The sequence below is a fragment of the Anaerococcus sp. NML200574 genome (assembly GCF_026131665.1).
In the GTDB taxonomy this organism is placed as follows: Bacteria; Bacillota; Clostridia; order Tissierellales; family Peptoniphilaceae; genus Anaerococcus; species Anaerococcus kampingae.
This window is the reverse complement of record NZ_JAMXSM010000004.1, coordinates 112,116-129,282: the sequence shown is the minus strand read 5'-3', so window position 1 is coordinate 129,282 and position 17,167 is coordinate 112,116. Positions and strand designations below refer to the sequence as shown.

Below are 17,167 nucleotides of genomic sequence, written 5' to 3'. Positions count from 1 at the left end.
GAATATAATAAAGAGGTGATTTTATGAATATGATAGAAGTGAAGAATATGAGTAAGAACTTCGAAAATAAGAAGCTTTTTAATAATTTTTCTTTAGAAATTGAAGAAAATACGGTCCATGCTCTAGTTGGTCCTAATGGCTCTGGTAAGACTTCTTTACTTAGGATACTTACTGGTCTTTATGAAGAATATGGTGGTCAAGTTAGACTTAAGGGAAGTCATGCAATGTTACTTGAAAATGACTACTTATATGAAGATAAGACAGGACTTGAAAACATTAAATTATACGGTTTATATTTCGGCTATGGTTTAGATTATTATCAAAAATATTCTGACTTGTTAGATCTTACAAATGATCTTTGTAGAAATGTTTCTACATATTCTAAGGGTATGAAGAGAAAATTATCTTTGTTAATAATTGTAATGATGAATAGAGAGATAATATTTTTAGATGAAGTAACTAGTGGGGTTGATCCAATATCAAGAGTTGAGATAAGAAAACTCATAAAATTATTAAAAAGAGAAGCAAAGACCATAGTTCTTACAAGTCATGATCTTTCTGAAATTGAAAAGGTCGCTGATAAGGTTTCTATGATAAAATCAGGAGAGTTACTTTTTACAAAGAATATCGGAGAAATTAAGGGAGAGAGCTTAGAAGATTTATTTATAGAGGAAGGTAGGAAATGAATGATAAGATGAATATTAATAGGGCTTGTCGATACTATATAACTAAAGATAAAGATTTTATTTTAAATTTATTGTTATTTACTTTGATTTCCTTAGGCTTTATTTTTTTACTATATAATGGGACCTTTGATTCAAGAGGAAATGATTATATTATATTAATGCTATATGTACTAATGCTTGGAATTGAAATTCTTATGTCTAATTCTATGGTTGTAAATCTTACAGTCAAGGATAAACTAAATAAACGTATTGAATTTATCCTAGGGTCAGGAATTAATATAAAAGATGTGATTAAAGCCTATGCAATAGAAATGTGGAGACTATCTTCTATTGTTCCATTTTTATTATTTTTCCTAACTTATGTCATAGTAGACTTTAAAATTGAATTTAAGTGGATTGTGGGGATATTTGTGACAATGATAGGAATGACATATTTTGAAATACTATTTTTTAACCTTATATCTTTATCTCAAAAAAACTTTAAGTTTTTTAAAAATATAGTTTTCTTTGGAACAACAATTTTAATTTACATGATAGGCACATTTTCAGGAAAAATTCTATCATTAATAGAAAAATATAACCTAAACCTTATTTATATCATTTTGGGAATAAATATAGGATTAGCCTTAATCTTTGCAGTTTTTTCTATAAAAGATTTGTCTAAAATGAACAATGAATCTGTAATTAATAAAGAAGGGTCATGGTCATGAAGTTAGTCATTAACGATTTAAGAAAACTTTTAGACAAAAATGCTTTATTAATGTCTCTTATGGCACTAATCTGCTCCTTTATGGCTTTGTTTTTTAGCGATGGAGGAAGTTATGAAATAAATAAGGTCATGAATATAGTTAAAATTGATGGGATTTTAATACTTGTCCTAATGTTTGGAGTAGAACTCGCTAAAAACACCTTGGTATCAGATAAGATTAGCAAAAAGCTTGAATTTTTACTTGCGAATGGACTTTCTATTAAAAAAATTCTAATTAAATATTTGTTTAGTATCTATTTAGGGACATTAATTATAGTCCTTCCAAGCTTAATATTAAATTTAATAAAACTTGAAATTAGCTTAATTATTATTTTAAATTTGCTTTTATCAAGTTTTCTTTACACTCTAATAATAGTTTTTGTAATTCTTAATACTAGAAACATGAATAAAGTAAATTCTCTCCAAATTCGCTTGATAGGACTATCTTTATTAGTCATGACTCTATCGATCCTAGTATATAATTTTACAAATTCCTTGGCGTTTTATTTACTTACTAAGCTTTTGATTTTAGGATCATTAAGCGTATTTTTGGGTATAAATACAAATAAAGAAAGGATTGTAGTCAGCTACTATTGAGATATGTATAAGAAATTAGAAAAAATTGTAAGCATCCATTTAATGATAATTTTATTTTGGGGTCTTCTTTTTAAAAACAATTTGTTAGCAAAAGAGGGCCCGATTTTAAATGCAGTTTCACTTATTTTATTTTTCACCTTGTATGGACTTATATATACAGAAATTACAAATAAAAAAATACCTCAGAGATTTTCTATTTTGGTAATTTTCACATCATTATTACCCTTAAGTTTGATTTTAATAAATGATTTGCCTTATAAGTTTCTATTCGCCCTCATAAGCATAATCTCAACAAGCCTATTTATTAAAAAATATTTGGTCTTGGAGAATATAAAATATATAAATATCTTGCCAATATCAAGAAAATCCACCCAAATATTTACTATTGGACTTGTATTTTTTATTTTTGCAGTGATTTATTTATTTGATATAGGAACTGTAATGATTAATATTTTTACCCAGATAATTTTCCTTATTACAGAATTTTTCTTTATCCTATTTTTAAAGGAAAAAGAATTAGCATATGATAAAACTTTCAAACTTTATTATCTTTCAGATTATATGGCTAGTGAAAGAGATGAATTTGCAAGAATAATCCATGATGATATTATCCAAGATATATTTGCAAGTAAAAATTATTTGTCTTCAAAAAATCCAGATATAGAATATACTAAAAACATTCTAAGGGAACTTGAGAAAAAAGCACGAAATATAATGAAATTCTACCAATCTTCTTTATTTGAAAAAGCGAATTTGGAAACATCTCTATTAGCTATATTTGATAATGTAGGAAGTCTATATCCAGATAAAAATATTGAAATTAGCAAATATATCGATAGGGATCTAACAGAAGATAAAAGATTAATTAGGTTGATTGCAATAATATCAAAGGAACTTATAAATAATGTATATAAGCATTCCGATGCCAAGTATTTATCTTACAAACTTTATAAAAAAGAAAATTATCTTTATATAGAAATGGAAAGTGATGGTGCAAACCTTTCTGATTTTAATAAAATTAAGGAATCCAAAAGAGGGGTATTGCTTCTTAAACTTTTGATAGATTCAAATTCAGGAAATATTTCTTATAGCTTAAATAAAGATATACTTACAACTAAAGTTTCCTTGGAGGTGGAAGGAAATGAAAATTATTTTGCTTGATGACCATAAATTATTTGGTCAGTCTCTTAAGATGCTTTTAGAAGAGCAAGAAGAAATTTCATGTACTTATGTATCAAAAGTCCAAGAGTTTTTAAAAATGACAGAAAAAGATCCCTATGATATTTTCTTAATTGACATAAATTTAAAAGATGATAAGACAGGCCTTGATTTAATTAAAGATTTGCTAGCTGAAAATCCCAAACAAAATATAATAGTCTTAACATCTTATGACTTAGACAATTACAAGGATATGGCTTTTGACTTGGGAGTAAAGGATTTTATAAATAAGTCTATCGAAATTGAGGAAATGCTAGTAAGACTTAAAAATGTTTACCAAGGCAAAAGCCCATCTAGGAAGACTTTGATTATTGAGCCTCTTACCCAAAGAGAAATAGAAGTTTTAAAGGAGCTGGTAAAAGGTGCTGATAAAAAGAAAATTGCCCAAAAACTTTTTATCAGCGAGAGAACTCTTTACAATCACCTGGCTAATATTTATGATAAGTTAGGAGTAAATAATGCTATAGAAGCCTATAACAAGGCAATGGAGCTTGGTTATATTGACCCTGTTATGTAAAAAAGGAGAATTTATGAAAAATACGAGAAAGTGCCCAAAGTGTGGGGCTAGTGATATTTTATTTGTGCCGGGATCTGCTGGGGCTTATGGGGCTGGAAATAATATTATGACAGGTCTTACAATTAAGTCAGCAGTTCCTGTTGCTAGGTATATTTGCACTAGATGTGGATATAGCGAGGAGTGGATCGACCTTGACTACATGGATAAGTTAAAAAAGAAATATGATGAGATTTAATTAAAAAGGGAAGCATTTGTGAGAATGTTTCCTTTTTTCTTTAAAAATTTGCCAAAATACGTTATACTATAAGGTAGAGATAAGATTTGTTGCAGAAAATAGAAATATTTTTTGTTAAGGAGATATAATGAAAAAAACTGTAATGTTAATTGATGGTTCATCTTTGATCTATAGGGCCTTTTTTGCTCTTCCAAATTTGACCAACAATGACGGAGTTATGACAAATGGTGTTTATGGATTTTTGACCATGTATAAGAACGCCTTTGATAAATATAAGCCTGACTATGTCCTGGTTGCCTTTGATAGGTCGGGTGGAACTTTTAGAAATGAAGAATTTAAGGATTATAAGGCAAATAGGGATAAGACTCCAAACGAGCTTTCCTACCAGTTTGGAATACTTAAGGATGTCCTTGAATCTATGGGAGTCAAATATACAGACCTAGATGGTTTTGAGGCTGATGATATAGTTGGAACCTATGCAAAAATGGCCAAGGAAGCTGGAGATGAAGCAGTCCTTATAACAGGAGATAGGGACTACCTCCAACTAGTAGATGATGGAATAATTGTCTATTTGACCAGGAAGGGTGTTTCAGATACTGTTGAATATAATGTCGAAAAAATCAAGGAAGAATATGGCATTAGCCCTAAGCAACTTATAGATGTTAAGGGACTTATGGGTGATAAGTCTGATAATATCCCAGGAGTGGATGGGATTGGCGAAAAGCGTGCCCTCCAATATATCCAAAAATATGGATCTATAGAAGGCCTATATGAAAATATTGACGATATCACAGGCAAGAAGACTAAGGAAAATATCGAAAATGGCGAAGCTATGGCCTACTTATCCAAGAAAATTGGGACAATTGTCACAGATGCTCCTGTAGAATTTGACTATGATGACCTAGCCCTTGGAGAGATTGACAAGGAAAGCCTTAGGGAGAAGTTTGCTAAACTTAATTTCAATAAGTTTTTAGATGAGCTTGATTCTGATGGCAAGAATTCCCCTAAAATTGAATTTAAATATGAAATCACAGATGATTTTAAAGATTTAATTGGATCTATAAAGGAAGATAAGGAATTTTTCTTCAAATCCTTATATAATGGAGATAATTATATCCATTCAGAAATCTTTAGCCTGGCTATTAAAACTAAGAACTCTAAGGTCTTTATAATTAAGCCTGACGATGAATTCACTAAAAACTTCAAGGAAATTTTTGCAGATGAATCCATTAGAAAGACTAGTTTTGATATCAAGGAAGAAATAGTTCTTCTTGATAAGATAGGCATAAAGCTTAAGGCTCCTTACGATGATTTGATGCTTATGCACTATCTAATTGACCCATCAAGGTCCTCTTATGATTTAAAGGTACTAAGCCAGTCCTATGCGAATTTTGAGGTTGATAACGAAGAGGCTCTTTTGGGCAAGGGAGCTAAGAAGAAAAAATATGAAGATATTGAGTCTGATAAGCTCAATTCCTACCTGGCATCTATAATCTATGCAATAGAATATTCTAAAGATAAGCTTTTAGAAAATCTCAAAGAATACCAGATGTTAGATCTATATGACAATATAGAAAAGAAACTTGCTGGAGTCCTTGCAGCTATGGAAATAGTTGGCTTTGCTACAGATAGCGAAGTCTTAGAAGAGTTAAAAGAAGGACTTGATAGTCAAATAGAAGACCTAACCAAAGACATATATGACTACGCAGGAAGCGAGTTTAATATAAACTCCACCAAGCAGCTTGGAGAAGTTCTCTTTAAAGATTTGGACTTGCCAGTTATCAAGAAGACCAAGACTGGATTTTCGACAGACCAATCAGTCCTAGAAAAACTTAGGGACAAGCACCCAATCATTGAAAAGATTGAAAAATACAGGGAAACCTACAAGCTTCGCTCAACCTACATCGAAGGCCTAGAAAATGCTATAGATGAAGATGGAAGAATCAGATCAACCTTTAGGCAAAATATTGCTTCAACCGGTAGATTATCAAGCCAAGAGCCAAACCTACAAAACTTGCCAATTAAAACTGACGAAGGAAGGGCCATTAGAAAGGCCTTTAAGGCAGCTGAAGGCAATATTTTAATAGATGCCGACTATTCACAAATTGAGCTAAGAATTTTGGCAAGCCTAGCAGATGATAAAAATATGCAAGATGCCTTCAACCACAACATAGACATCCACACCCAGACCGCATCTGAGGTCTTTAATACACCCCTTGATAAGGTTACAAAGCTTCAAAGGTCTGAAGCAAAGGCAGTAAATTTTGGAATAATCTATGGCATAAGCGATTATGGCCTATCTCAAAACCTAAATATACCTAGAAAACAAGCCAAAGATTATATAGATTCATATAAGGCTTCATATCCTCAAATTAAGGCCTATATGGATAATGTCGTAAAACTTGCCAAGGATCAAGGCTATATAGAAACCCTCTTCCACAGAAGACGCTATATACCAGAGATTTCGTCAAGAAACTTTAATGTCAGAAGCTTTGGTGAAAGGATTGCCCTAAATACCCCAATCCAAGGCACTGCGGCAGATATAATCAAAATTGCCATGATAAATACTCACCAGACCCTCTTAGATGAAGGCCTCGATGCAAGGATAATTTTACAAATCCACGATGAAATAATTATAGAATCTTCTCTAGAAGATAAGGATAGGGCTAAGGAAATCCTACAAAAGTGCATGGAAGATGCGGCAGAGCTTAAGGTAAAGCTTGTGGTAGACATAGGTTTTGGAGATAGTATGTATGAGTCCAAATAAGATTGTAATAACAGGGACAATTGGATCGGGAAAGTCAGCTCTAAGCTCCATAATTAGGGAATTGGGCTTTGTGGTTATTGACAGCGACCAGGTAAATAAAAAGCTATTAGAAAAAGGTCAAGCAAATTATGAGGCCATCAAAAAAGATCCATTTTTTAGGAAGGCTTTTGAAAATGAGGACCTTGATAAAAATAAGCTAGCTAAAATGATTTTTAGGAGTCCTGACCTTATGGCAAGGCTAAATAAGCTTACCCATCCCAATATTATGGCAGAGATTGAAAGGCAGATAGGAAGTCTTGATGAAAAAAATGTCTTTGTAGAAATACCTCTTTTTTATCAAATGGAAGCTAAATTTGACCCTGACCTTATCTTATTTGTAAGGGCAAGTGAGGAAATCCAGATTAAAAGGTTGACTGAGCGTGATGGGATAAACGAACTTTATGCCAAAAGCAAAATAGCCACTCAAGAAAAATCTATCAATGCTAAGGATGATGGTAAAATAATCATAGACAATGATGGTTCTATAGAGGAGCTCAGGGCAAAAATAATAGAAATTTTAAGGACGGAAAATATTTTATGAAAGCACTCAAAGCTATAGGTAAATTTATAGGTTTTATCCTACTTGCAATCTTGCTTCTATTTGTCATAATATATGGCATAATAGCCTATCAGACATCTAGGACAAGGATTAATTATCAAGATGAAATCTATGAATATTCAGAAAAATACAATGTAGACCCACTTCTAACAGCATCAATCATAAAGGTAGAATCAGACTTTAACAAGGATGCGCAAAGTCACCAAGATGCTAAGGGCTTGATGCAACTTCTTGATCAAACTGCTTCCCATGCGGCTGAGCTTACAAATAAGGAATTTCACCCAGAAAAGCTTTCAGAAGTTGAGTATAATCTTGACCTAGGTCTTGCCTATTATGATTATCTTTATAGGTATTACAACAACAGAGACTTGGCCCTAGCAGCCTACAATGGTGGGGTGGGTAATGTCGATAAGTGGATTAATGAAGGGATAGTGGATGCGACAAATCCAAATCCTTTAGATATACCATTTGAAGAAACAAGGCAATATGTAACAAAAATAGATGCAAACTATGATGTCTACAAGAAGTTTTACAAAAATGGCTTGCCTAGCAAGGAGAGACTTGCAAATCTAAAACAGCTAGCCTTTGATAACTTTATGACATTTTTAGAAGATATTATCTCAAATGTAAGATAAATATTGAGAAATTTTCGATTTTATTCTATAATAGAAGTATAGAGAAAAAATAATAAAAGGAGAGAAAGATGGCAACTAATACTATGACATTTGCTCATGGTGTTCAGATGGCGGAATATAAAGAGCTAACAGAAAATAGCAGCCTTAAAACAGCTGCTATTCCAAAGCTTGTAACAATTCCACTAACTCAACACATAGGCGCACCTAGTAAGTGCATTGTCAATAAGAAAGATGAAGTTGCTGTAGGAGATTTGATTGCTAGTGCAGTTGGTAACTTCTCAGCAAACATACATTCCTCAGTGGCAGGCATTGTAAAAGACATAGTCGACATACAATCAGCCTCAGGTAAAAATACCAAGGCAGTAATAATTGACACTGAAGGCTTTGATCAAGAAAAAACTTACCTTGAATCTGAAAACGTAAACTTAAGCAAGGAAGAGATCGTAGCAAAGATTAAGGAAGCTGGAATAGTTGGTATGGGTGGAGCAGCCTTTCCTGCCCACATTAAATATTCACCAAACAAACCAGTAGATACTGTAATTGTAAATGGTGCAGAGTGTGAACCTTTTATCACCTGTGATGACTACATAATGAAAAATTATCCCCTACATATAATAAAGGGTTTAATTCAACTACTTAAGGCAGTGGATGCCAAAAAAGGTTTTATAGCCATAGAAGATAATAAACCAAAGGCTTACGAAACAATGACAAAGGCCCTAGAAGAATTTGCGAAATCTAACAAATTCGAAGGCACTATTGAAGTAGTAAAGCTTAAGACCAAATATCCACAAGGTGATGAAAAAAGACTTATAAATGCAATCCTAGATAGGGAAGTACCATCAGGTGGACTTCCAATGGATGTAGGAGCAATTGTATCAAATATTTCTACTGTAAATGCAATTTATGAAGCGCTTTTCATGGGTAAACCTCTATATGAAAGAATCCTAACTGTTACAGGCTCATCAGTCAAAAACCCAACAAACATGAAGGTAAGACTTGGTGTAAGCTTTGGTGAGCTTCTAGAAGAAGCTGGCGGTTCAGATGATGTAGCTAAGGTTATAAATGGTGGACCAATGTGTGGTATAGCTCAACCAGACCTCACAAAACCAGTGGAAAAAGCTACTAACTGTATCCTAGTTTTAGATAGCAAGGAAGCCTTCATCGAAGAAGCAGATCCTTGTATAAGATGTGGAAGATGTGTAAGCGTATGTCCAGTATTCTTGCTACCAAACTACATCCACAAACACGCTCTAGACGGTAGATTTGAAAAAGCAGACCAAGAGGGCGCTCTTGATTGTATAGAATGCGGTTCATGCTCATTTGTGTGTCCTGCAAGAAGACCTTTAGTAGAAGCTATCAAATTTGCTAAGAGACAAATAAGACAGGCAGGAAAATAGGGGGAATTATGGAAAATAATAAACAATTATTAGTAACTGCTTCTCCACACCTTAGAAGTAAAAGGACAGTAGCAAATGACATGCTTGATGTTATTATTGCACTTATTCCTGCAGGAGCTGTCGGAATTTACTACTTTGGTTACAGGGCCCTAGTTTTAATACTAGCATCAGTAATAGCCTGTGTTCTATCAGAAGCAGCCTTTAATAAATTAACAAAAAGAAAAAATACAATCAAAGATTTATCAGCAGTTGTAACAGGTATTTTATTAGCCTACAATGTGCCATTTACCTTACCAGTTTGGCAAATAGTGATAGGTTCAATGTTTGCTATAATCGTTGCAAAGATGTTCTACGGCGGAATTGGCCAAAACATTGTAAACCCAGCTCTTGCAGCAAGAGCCTTTCTAATGGCTTCTTGGTCAGATACAATGACAAACTTTGTGCCAACAGAAAGAGTTGCAACTCTAAAAACTATAAGCGATGTATCAATGGTTTCTCAAGCAACACCATTATCAGATCCAAAAGCTTACAGCCTAATGGATTTATTTATCGGACACATTCCAGGATGTATTGGTGAGATTAGTGCTATAGCCCTACTTATAGGTGCAGGATACTTACTATTTAGAAAAGTAATTCATATAAGAATCCCACTTACATATATAGTGACTACAACAGTCCTACTTGCAATATTTGGTAAGGGTTTTGATCTTAATTATTTACTAAGTCAAATCTTATCAGGTGGTCTAATCCTAGGTGCCTTCTTTATGGCAACAGATTATACTACAGCTCCAATAACTCCTAAGGGACAAATAGTATTTGCCTTTGGTTGTGGTTTCTTAACAGCTGTTATAAGACTATGGGGTGGATATCCAGAAGGTGTTTCTTACTCAATCCTACTAATGAACCTCTTAGTACCTGTTATTGAAAAATACACAAGAGATAGGATTTTTGGTAAAGCGAAAGATAAAAAAGGAGGGGAAAATGAATAAGAGTATTAAATTAGGTATAAAATTACTATTAATAACATCAGTAACTGCCCTAGCCCTTGCTTTTACAAACAATATGACTTCTCCAATCATAGAAGCTCGTAAACAAGAAGAGCTAAAAGAATCCCTTGCTATAGTTTATAAAGCAGATTCCTATGAGCCAGTAGAAGTAGCAGATAAGCCAGACACCATCCAAGAAGTATACAAGGCAAAAGGAGAAAGTGGCGATGGATATGTATTCCAAATCCAATCTCCAGGCGGTTACGGCGGCGATATACAATTCTTAATTGGTGTTGATAGTGACCATAATATAACAGGATTTGCTCCACTAAGCCATTCAGAGTCAGCAGGCTTTGGTAAACAGATGGAAGAAGATTTCTTCAAAGAAGGAATGGTCGGAGTAAATATGGACAGCGAAGTTAAGGCATCAGCCTCAGGTGGGGAAAATGAAATAGTTGGCTTGTCAGGAGCTACAATTTCTACTAATACTATCCTTAGAGGTATAAACGATGCAAGAGAAGTTCTCTCTAAATTAGAATAGGAGCTATCATGGCAAAAGAAAATAAAAAAGAAAAGGTAAATTTTGGTAAAATATTTACCGATGGAATCATAAAAAACAACCCTGTCCTTGTACAGATGGTTGGTATGTGTTCTGTACTAGCCATATCTTCAACCTTAACTAATGCTGTAGGTATGGGAGTGTCAGTAACCTTCGTACTTGTAATGAGTAACTTAGTTATATCCTTATTACGTAACTTCATATCAGATGAAATAAGGATACCTTCTTTCATCGTAGTAATAGCAGGCTTTGTAACTATTGTTCAAATGCTAATAAAGGCCTATGCACCAGCTCTTGATCAGTCTTTGGGTATCTTTATACCACTAATAGTAGTAAACTGTATCATCCTTGCTCGTGCAGAAGGATTTGCATCACAAAATGGCCCAATCGCATCAATAGTAGATGGTATCAGCCAAGGTATAGGCTATACTATAGCTATATCAATACTTGCCTTCTTCAGAGAATTACTAGGAGCAGGCACACTTTTTGGAATAGGAATCATACCAGAAGAATACACTATAGGATTTATGCTTCAACCAGCATCATCATTTATAGTACTTGGAATGATTTATGCAGCCTTCCATGCGATTACAAATAGAAAGAAAGCTAAATAGGAGTTATCATGCTAGTAGAATTATTTAAAATCATAATAGCAACTATATTTGTATCAAACTACGTACTTGGACAATTCTTAGGTATTTGTCCAACCCTAGGTGTTACAAGTAAGGTTGAGACTGCTAGAGGAATGGGTTTTGCGGTAATATTTGTAATAGTACTTGCAACAATTATAACTTGGTTTATCCAATATTACATATTAGAGGCCTTTAATGTACAATACTTACAAACAGTAGTATTTATCTTGGTTATAGCAACTCTAGTTCAATCAGTAGAAACAGTAATGAAAAAATCAATGCCTGCCCTTTATGGAGCTTTGGGTGTTTATCTACCACTAATCACAACCAACTGTGTGGTTCTTGGTGTAGCAATCAAAACAATAGACTTATCTTATAACTTAGTAGAAGCAACAGTATATGCCTTTGCATCATCAATAGGATTTATGCTAGCAATCATGATCCTAGCTTACCTAAGAGAAAAGACAGAATATAACAACGTTCCTGAGTCATTTAAGGGAGCCCCACTCTCTTTAATAACCCTAGGTCTAATGGCTATAGCCTTCATGGGCTTTGCAGGTTTAGCATAGGAGGAAGCGATGAATTTATTATTACCAATGGCAATACTAGCCGTAATGGGCTTTGTATTTGCGATAGCTTTAGGATTTATCTCAGATAAATTCCACGTAGAAAAATCAGTCAAAGAAGCAGCAGTTAGGGATGCCCTACCAGGTGCTAACTGTGGTGCATGCGGTTATCCTGGCTGTGATGGACTTGCAGCAGCCATAGCAAAAGGCGAAGCAGAAGTAAATGCCTGTGCTATAGGCGGACCAAACACTACAGCAGCAGTAGCAGCTGCAATGGGTGTAGAAGCTACAGCATCAGACGATAGAAAGGTAGCTATAGTAAAATGTAATGGTACTACAGAAGCTGCTAAGGATAAATTTGCTTACCAAGGTCTAGAGGACTGTAGGGCACAAATTGCTTTATTTGGCGGTAAAAAAGCTTGTAACTATGGATGTATAGGATGTGGCACTTGTGAAAAAACCTGCCCATTTGATGCAATACATATAGTAGATGGAGTAGCCTTAGTTGATAGAGAAAAATGTGTAGCTTGTGGCAAGTGCGTAGACGTATGTCCAAAAAATATAATCGAGCTTATACCATTTTCACAAAAACAAGTAGTCCTATGTTCATCTCATGACAAGGGCAAAGATGCAAGAGCAAACTGCTCTAATTCATGTATAGGTTGTACAATTTGTGCAAAAACCTACCCTGAAGCATTTGCAATGGATAACTTCCTATCAAAAGAAGTTCACGGTAATGACTTTGATATGGAACTATTAAAGACAGCATGTGAAAAATGTCCAAATAAATGTATAACAATAAATGAATAAAAACGAAGCCTGCGGCAACTATTTTGATAAAGTTAATTCCTACATAGGAAAACATTAATTTATATAACTACAAAGCATTCTTATACTTTATCAAGATCGGAAGCCCTGGGCTTCTTTTTTTATCTTAAATTTTACATATAAATTCCTAGTTTTATAGGCTAAAAAGTATATAATATTATAATTGAGTACAATTAAAATTTTAATAGAGGGAATATATATATGAAGATAAAAAAAGGTGATATAATCGTAATAGTTGGACTTCTGTGCCTGTCTTTAGGATTTAATTTTTTGATATATAAAGAAAGCCAAAAGTATGACGGTGATATATTAGTAGTAGAACAAGATGGAAAGATAATAGAAAGACTTCCTTTAGAAAAGGATGGGGAGTATATAGCAAGATATGGCGGCCATTATAATAAGATTGAGATAAAAGATGGCAAGGCTAAGGTTGTTGAGGCTGATTGTCTTGATCAAATTTGTACCCATATGCATGCAATCTCAAAAGAAGGCGAGACAATAATTTGTCTACCTCACAGGCTCTTTCTTGAGGTAGAAGAAAGCGATAAAAAAAGCCAAAAGGAAGAAAAAATAGATAAGGTGGTAAGATAATGAATACCAAAAAGTTAACAAATATGGCTCTTCTCTTAGCCCTCGCCCTAGTTATATCAGTTGTGGAATTACAAATCCCGATGCCTGTTCCTATTCCAGGTGCAAAACTTGGACTTTCTAATATAATAATACTAGTAAGTCTTTATTTTTATGGATTTAAGGCTAGCCTTACAATATCCTTACTAAAATCCTTTATGCTGGTTTTAATAACAGGAGCAGTTTCTGCTTTCTTTTATTCAGCTGCCGGGGCCATTCTAGCATCAATTGCAATGGTTCTTGCCCTTAAATTTCATGATAAGCTATTTTCTTTTATTGGTGTAAGTGAAATAGGTGCCTTTGCCCACAATATTGGACAGATAATAGTATCTGTTATAGTGATGGAAAATATTAAGATGTTTTATTATTTACCACTCCTTGTATTTGTTGGTACCTTCACCGGATTTTTTGTAGGCCTTTCATCCAATTTTATAATAAAGCATATGAAAAAACTAGATATTGGAGAAAAGCTTAAGTGAAACAAACTATAAAGCAGATGAAAGAATCTGATAGGCCCAGAGAGAAGTTAATAAACTATGGCTATGGAGCTCTGACAAATACAGAGCTTTTGGCCATAATTTTACAAACAGGGACAAGTGAGAAAAACGCAATAGAACTTGCTGAAGAAATCCTTGATTCTTTCTCAACAGAAGACCTTCTAGAAATAGGAGTATCTGATCTTAGAAAGATTAAGGGGATAAAGGATGCTAAGGCTACAAAGGTAATAGCAAGCCTTCAGCTTGGTAAGAGGCTTAAGGAAGAATATCTAAACAAGAAATATGACAAAATCACATCTAATGAAGATGTCTACCAGATGTTTAGAAATAAACTTGCCATGGAAGATAGGGAACATTTTTACATAGTTTTATTGAATAATAAAAATATGGTTATAGCAAATGAATTAATATCTATAGGTGACTTAAATTCATCAATAGTAAATCCTAGAGAAGTTTTTAAGAAGGCAATCAAAAAGAGTGCTAAGTCAATAATATTAGTTCACAACCACCCATCAGGTAATCCAGACCCGTCTAAGGCTGATATAATGGTTACTAGAAGACTCATAGATGCTGGAGAAATACTTGATATAAATGTACTTGACCACATTATAATTGGTCATACTGATTATGTATCTTTAAAAAGAGATAATTATATATAGGAGAATATTATGAAATTAAAGTTGATTGCTACAGATTTTGCCATAGACCTTGGTACTAGCAATATTTTAGTTTATAAAAAAGGCGAGGGTCTAATAATAAACGAACCATCAAGCTTAGTGCTTGACGAAAACTACCAAAAAGTCGAAGCGGTAGGCCAAGAGGCTAAAGACATGCTAGGCAAGACCCACAAAAATATACAGGTAGTAAAGCCAATCAAAAACGGGGTTATAACAGACTTTAACCTTACAGAAGCTATGCTTAATTACTTTTTTGGAAAAGTAAATGAAGGTTTTAGCTTTATCCAGCCAAAGGTTGTAATAGTGGTACCTTCTGGCATTACAGATATACAAAAAAGAGCGGTGGAAGATGCAGCTCTCCATGCAGGTAGCAGGGATATAATACTTGTAGATGAGTCCTTAGCTTGTGCGTATGGTATGAACCTATCACCTGAAGAATCTAAGGGGATTCTACTGATAAATATGGGAGCTGGTACAAGCCAGGTAGCTGTAATTTCCCTAAATGGAATAGTTACATCAAAAACCATAAATAAAGGTGGAGACTACCTAGATGAAAAGATAGTTTCATATTTTAGAGATAATAAAAATCTAGAAATAGGTAAAAATACAGCGGAAAAAGTAAAAATAGCCCTAGCAAGCCTAAAGGTAAAAGATGCCAATATGGAAATGTCGGTTGATGGTAGAGATTTTACAGATTCTAAGCCTAAAACTGAGATTATTAAATCAAATGAGCTAGTTTCAACAATATTGCCATTTGCAGATGAGATATGTGATATGGTATTTGAAGTTTTAGAAAAAACACCACCAGAAATTTCGGCAGACATAAAGAAAAACGGTTTTGCTTTATCAGGTTCCCTATCACAACTATCAGGTATGGCAGAATACATTGAAAAGAAAATTGGACTTAAATCTTACCACTCAGAAGACCCAAGCACAGATGCTATCCTAGGGGCAGGTATGATTTTGGAAAATCCAGAAAAATATTTGAAATATCGTAAGTAGGTTTTTATGGCATATAAAAGAGTAAAAAAAGAAAAAACACCCTTTATAATAACTATAGTTAGTTTATTAATAGTGATTTTAATTTCAAGTCAAGTGGATGGGCTATCTAAAACAGGTTCAAACATAGCTAACACTCTCCTAAAACCAATAGAAAGTGTGACTTATTCTATTTCATCTGCTATAATAGATCAGCTTGAAAGAACAATTGGATCAAAAGAAACTAGAGCAGAAGTCCTAAGATTAGAAGCCGAAAATAGGGCTTTAGTTATGGAAAATGCAAGATATGCAACAGCCATAAATAGAAGTGAATTCCTAAAAGATGAAGCAGCGGCCACAAAGGGAACAGACAATAAGTATATTAAAGCAAAGCTAATTAATACAGATGTAAATTCCATGACCACTCACTTTACTATAGATAAGGGCAAGGTTGATGGGATTGAAAAAAATGACATCATTCTTCAAGCTGTAGGAGATAGCAAGTTTTATACGGGCCTTGTAGGCAAGGTAACAGAAGTTTATCAAACAACAGCCAGGGTAGAAACAATAAACTCAAGTCAAAATGACGTATCTTTCGTAAATGCAAATTCGGGAGATTATGGTGTAATTGATAGGTTTGATAAAAATACCATTCAAGGCTATATGTTAGATATAGAAAGCAAGATAGAAGAAAAAGATATACTCCTAACAAGTGGTTTAGGTGGAATATATCCTTATGGAATCTATATAGGAAGGGTAGCGACAGTTACCATGACACAAGATTCTTTGAGAAAAAATATTACAATAAATTCACCAGTTGATTTTTCACATCTTTATAGGGTTTTGGTCCTAAAAAGTTCAAACAATTATAATTTAGATGAAAAGCCAAAAAGTGAACAACCTAAGCAAAAGGAAGGAGAAATTCATGAATAAATTTAAAAGCTTTATGATTTTATTTATAACCTTCATTTTGCAAACATCTATATTTGCCAAAATTGATATATTAGGAGCAAATGTAAATATTATAATCCCAGCAGTAATAGCCCTATCCCAAGTCTTGCCAGGTAAGACTGGTCGAGCAGGAGGATTAGTAGTTGGTATAATAGAAGATTTTCTATTTACCCAGTTAGTAGGTGTAAGAGCCTTATCTTATTACCTAATAGGTCTGTTTGCAGGAGGACATATAGTAAAGGTATCAAAGGATAAGACTAAAGGCTTTATTATTTGCTTAATAGCAACATTATTTAATTTCTTACTTGTAAATGGTATATATTATATCTTTGGCAAGTCAATCTTATCAATAACAGATTATTTAGGAATTGAGATACTTGTAGAAGCAATCCTAAACTCCCTAGTGTATCTGATTTATTATTATTTGATAAAGAAAATAATGTATATACCAACTTATAGGATTTAGAG

At 33.6% G+C, this 17,167-nt stretch carries 21 protein-coding genes; all 21 read left to right on the top strand.

Translation table 11 applies throughout. The annotated features are described in order from the left end of the window. Positions 1-23 precede the first annotated feature (23 nt). The 21 genes from NH286_RS03565 to mreD all read left to right on the top strand — a co-directional run bounded on the left by NH286_RS03565 (position 24) and on the right by mreD (position 17,165). Entirely contained in the window at positions 24-686 is a 663-nt protein-coding gene (locus NH286_RS03565; protein ID WP_265236913.1) for an ABC transporter ATP-binding protein, read from the top strand. Beyond that, positions 683-1,396: a beta-carotene 15,15'-monooxygenase gene (locus NH286_RS03560; RefSeq protein WP_265236911.1), complete on the top strand. Its 714-nt coding sequence runs from the start codon at positions 683-685 to the stop codon at positions 1,394-1,396. The genes NH286_RS03565 and NH286_RS03560 overlap by 4 nt, the downstream gene beginning before the upstream one ends. Continuing rightward, positions 1,393-2,031 (top strand): hypothetical protein, encoded by a 639-nt coding sequence (locus NH286_RS03555; RefSeq protein WP_265236909.1) that lies wholly within the window; start codon positions 1,393-1,395, stop codon positions 2,029-2,031. The genes NH286_RS03560 and NH286_RS03555 overlap by 4 nt, the downstream gene beginning before the upstream one ends. 3 nt (positions 2,032-2,034) lie before the next feature. Further along, positions 2,035-3,192, top strand: coding sequence for a histidine kinase (locus NH286_RS03550; protein ID WP_265236907.1), 1,158 nt, complete (start codon positions 2,035-2,037; stop codon positions 3,190-3,192). Beyond that, on the top strand, positions 3,173-3,766 hold the full coding sequence (locus NH286_RS03545; RefSeq protein WP_265236903.1) for a response regulator: 594 nt from the start codon (positions 3,173-3,175) through the stop codon (positions 3,764-3,766). The genes NH286_RS03550 and NH286_RS03545 overlap by 20 nt, the downstream gene beginning before the upstream one ends. A 13-nt stretch (positions 3,767-3,779) precedes the next feature. Beyond that, on the top strand, positions 3,780-4,001 hold the full coding sequence (locus NH286_RS03540; protein WP_265236901.1) for a hypothetical protein: 222 nt from the start codon (positions 3,780-3,782) through the stop codon (positions 3,999-4,001). A gap of 127 nt (positions 4,002-4,128) precedes the next feature. After that, a complete protein-coding gene (gene polA, locus NH286_RS03535) occupies positions 4,129-6,768 on the top strand; it encodes a DNA polymerase I (protein ID WP_265236899.1) in 2,640 nt (879 codons plus the stop codon). Next, complete coding sequence (gene coaE, locus NH286_RS03530; protein ID WP_265236897.1) at positions 6,755-7,348, top strand: dephospho-CoA kinase; 594 nt, start codon at positions 6,755-6,757, stop codon at positions 7,346-7,348. The genes polA and coaE overlap by 14 nt, the downstream gene beginning before the upstream one ends. Continuing rightward, entirely contained in the window at positions 7,345-8,001 is a 657-nt protein-coding gene (locus NH286_RS03525; RefSeq protein WP_106460028.1) for a lytic transglycosylase domain-containing protein, read from the top strand. Before coaE ends, NH286_RS03525 begins: the two co-directional genes overlap by 4 nt. Positions 8,002-8,069: 68 nt before the next feature. Next, entirely contained in the window at positions 8,070-9,398 is a 1,329-nt protein-coding gene (rsxC, locus tag NH286_RS03520; protein WP_265213936.1) for an electron transport complex subunit RsxC, read from the top strand. Between the two features lie 8 nt (positions 9,399-9,406). Beyond that, positions 9,407-10,387: an RnfABCDGE type electron transport complex subunit D gene (locus tag NH286_RS03515; protein ID WP_265236895.1), complete on the top strand. Its 981-nt coding sequence runs from the start codon at positions 9,407-9,409 to the stop codon at positions 10,385-10,387. Further along, positions 10,380-10,925 (top strand): FMN-binding protein, encoded by a 546-nt coding sequence (locus NH286_RS03510; RefSeq protein WP_106460031.1) that lies wholly within the window; start codon positions 10,380-10,382, stop codon positions 10,923-10,925. The genes NH286_RS03515 and NH286_RS03510 overlap by 8 nt, the downstream gene beginning before the upstream one ends. An 8-nt stretch (positions 10,926-10,933) precedes the next feature. Next, positions 10,934-11,557 carry an electron transport complex subunit RsxE gene (gene rsxE, locus NH286_RS03505; RefSeq protein WP_265213930.1) on the top strand — a complete coding sequence of 208 codons (624 nt, stop codon included), beginning with the start codon at positions 10,934-10,936 and terminating at the stop codon, positions 11,555-11,557. 8 nt (positions 11,558-11,565) lie between these two features. Further along, positions 11,566-12,144 carry an electron transport complex protein RnfA gene (locus tag NH286_RS03500; RefSeq protein ID WP_106460033.1) on the top strand — a complete coding sequence of 193 codons (579 nt, stop codon included), beginning with the start codon at positions 11,566-11,568 and terminating at the stop codon, positions 12,142-12,144. A gap of 9 nt (positions 12,145-12,153) precedes the next feature. Continuing rightward, positions 12,154-12,951 carry an RnfABCDGE type electron transport complex subunit B gene (locus NH286_RS03495; protein WP_265236893.1) on the top strand — a complete coding sequence of 266 codons (798 nt, stop codon included), beginning with the start codon at positions 12,154-12,156 and terminating at the stop codon, positions 12,949-12,951. A 219-nt stretch (positions 12,952-13,170) separates the two neighbouring features. Continuing rightward, the gene (locus NH286_RS03490; RefSeq protein ID WP_265236891.1) at positions 13,171-13,560 is read left to right on the top strand and encodes a NusG domain II-containing protein; all 390 of its coding nucleotides are present in this window, start codon (positions 13,171-13,173) and stop codon (positions 13,558-13,560) included. Next, positions 13,560-14,075 carry a Gx transporter family protein gene (locus NH286_RS03485; protein ID WP_265236889.1) on the top strand — a complete coding sequence of 172 codons (516 nt, stop codon included), beginning with the start codon at positions 13,560-13,562 and terminating at the stop codon, positions 14,073-14,075. Before NH286_RS03490 ends, NH286_RS03485 begins: the two co-directional genes overlap by 1 nt. Then, positions 14,072-14,752, top strand: coding sequence for a RadC family protein (radC, locus tag NH286_RS03480; protein WP_265236887.1), 681 nt, complete (start codon positions 14,072-14,074; stop codon positions 14,750-14,752). The genes NH286_RS03485 and radC overlap by 4 nt, the downstream gene beginning before the upstream one ends. Before the next feature lie 9 nt (positions 14,753-14,761). Continuing rightward, the gene (locus NH286_RS03475) at positions 14,762-15,772 is read left to right on the top strand and encodes a rod shape-determining protein (protein ID WP_106460038.1); all 1,011 of its coding nucleotides are present in this window, start codon (positions 14,762-14,764) and stop codon (positions 15,770-15,772) included. 6 nt (positions 15,773-15,778) lie between these two features. Continuing rightward, positions 15,779-16,681, top strand: coding sequence for a rod shape-determining protein MreC (mreC, locus tag NH286_RS03470; RefSeq protein ID WP_265236885.1), 903 nt, complete (start codon positions 15,779-15,781; stop codon positions 16,679-16,681). Further along, positions 16,674-17,165, top strand: coding sequence for a rod shape-determining protein MreD (mreD, locus tag NH286_RS03465; protein WP_265213922.1), 492 nt, complete (start codon positions 16,674-16,676; stop codon positions 17,163-17,165). Before mreC ends, mreD begins: the two co-directional genes overlap by 8 nt. Positions 17,166-17,167 lie beyond the last annotated feature (2 nt).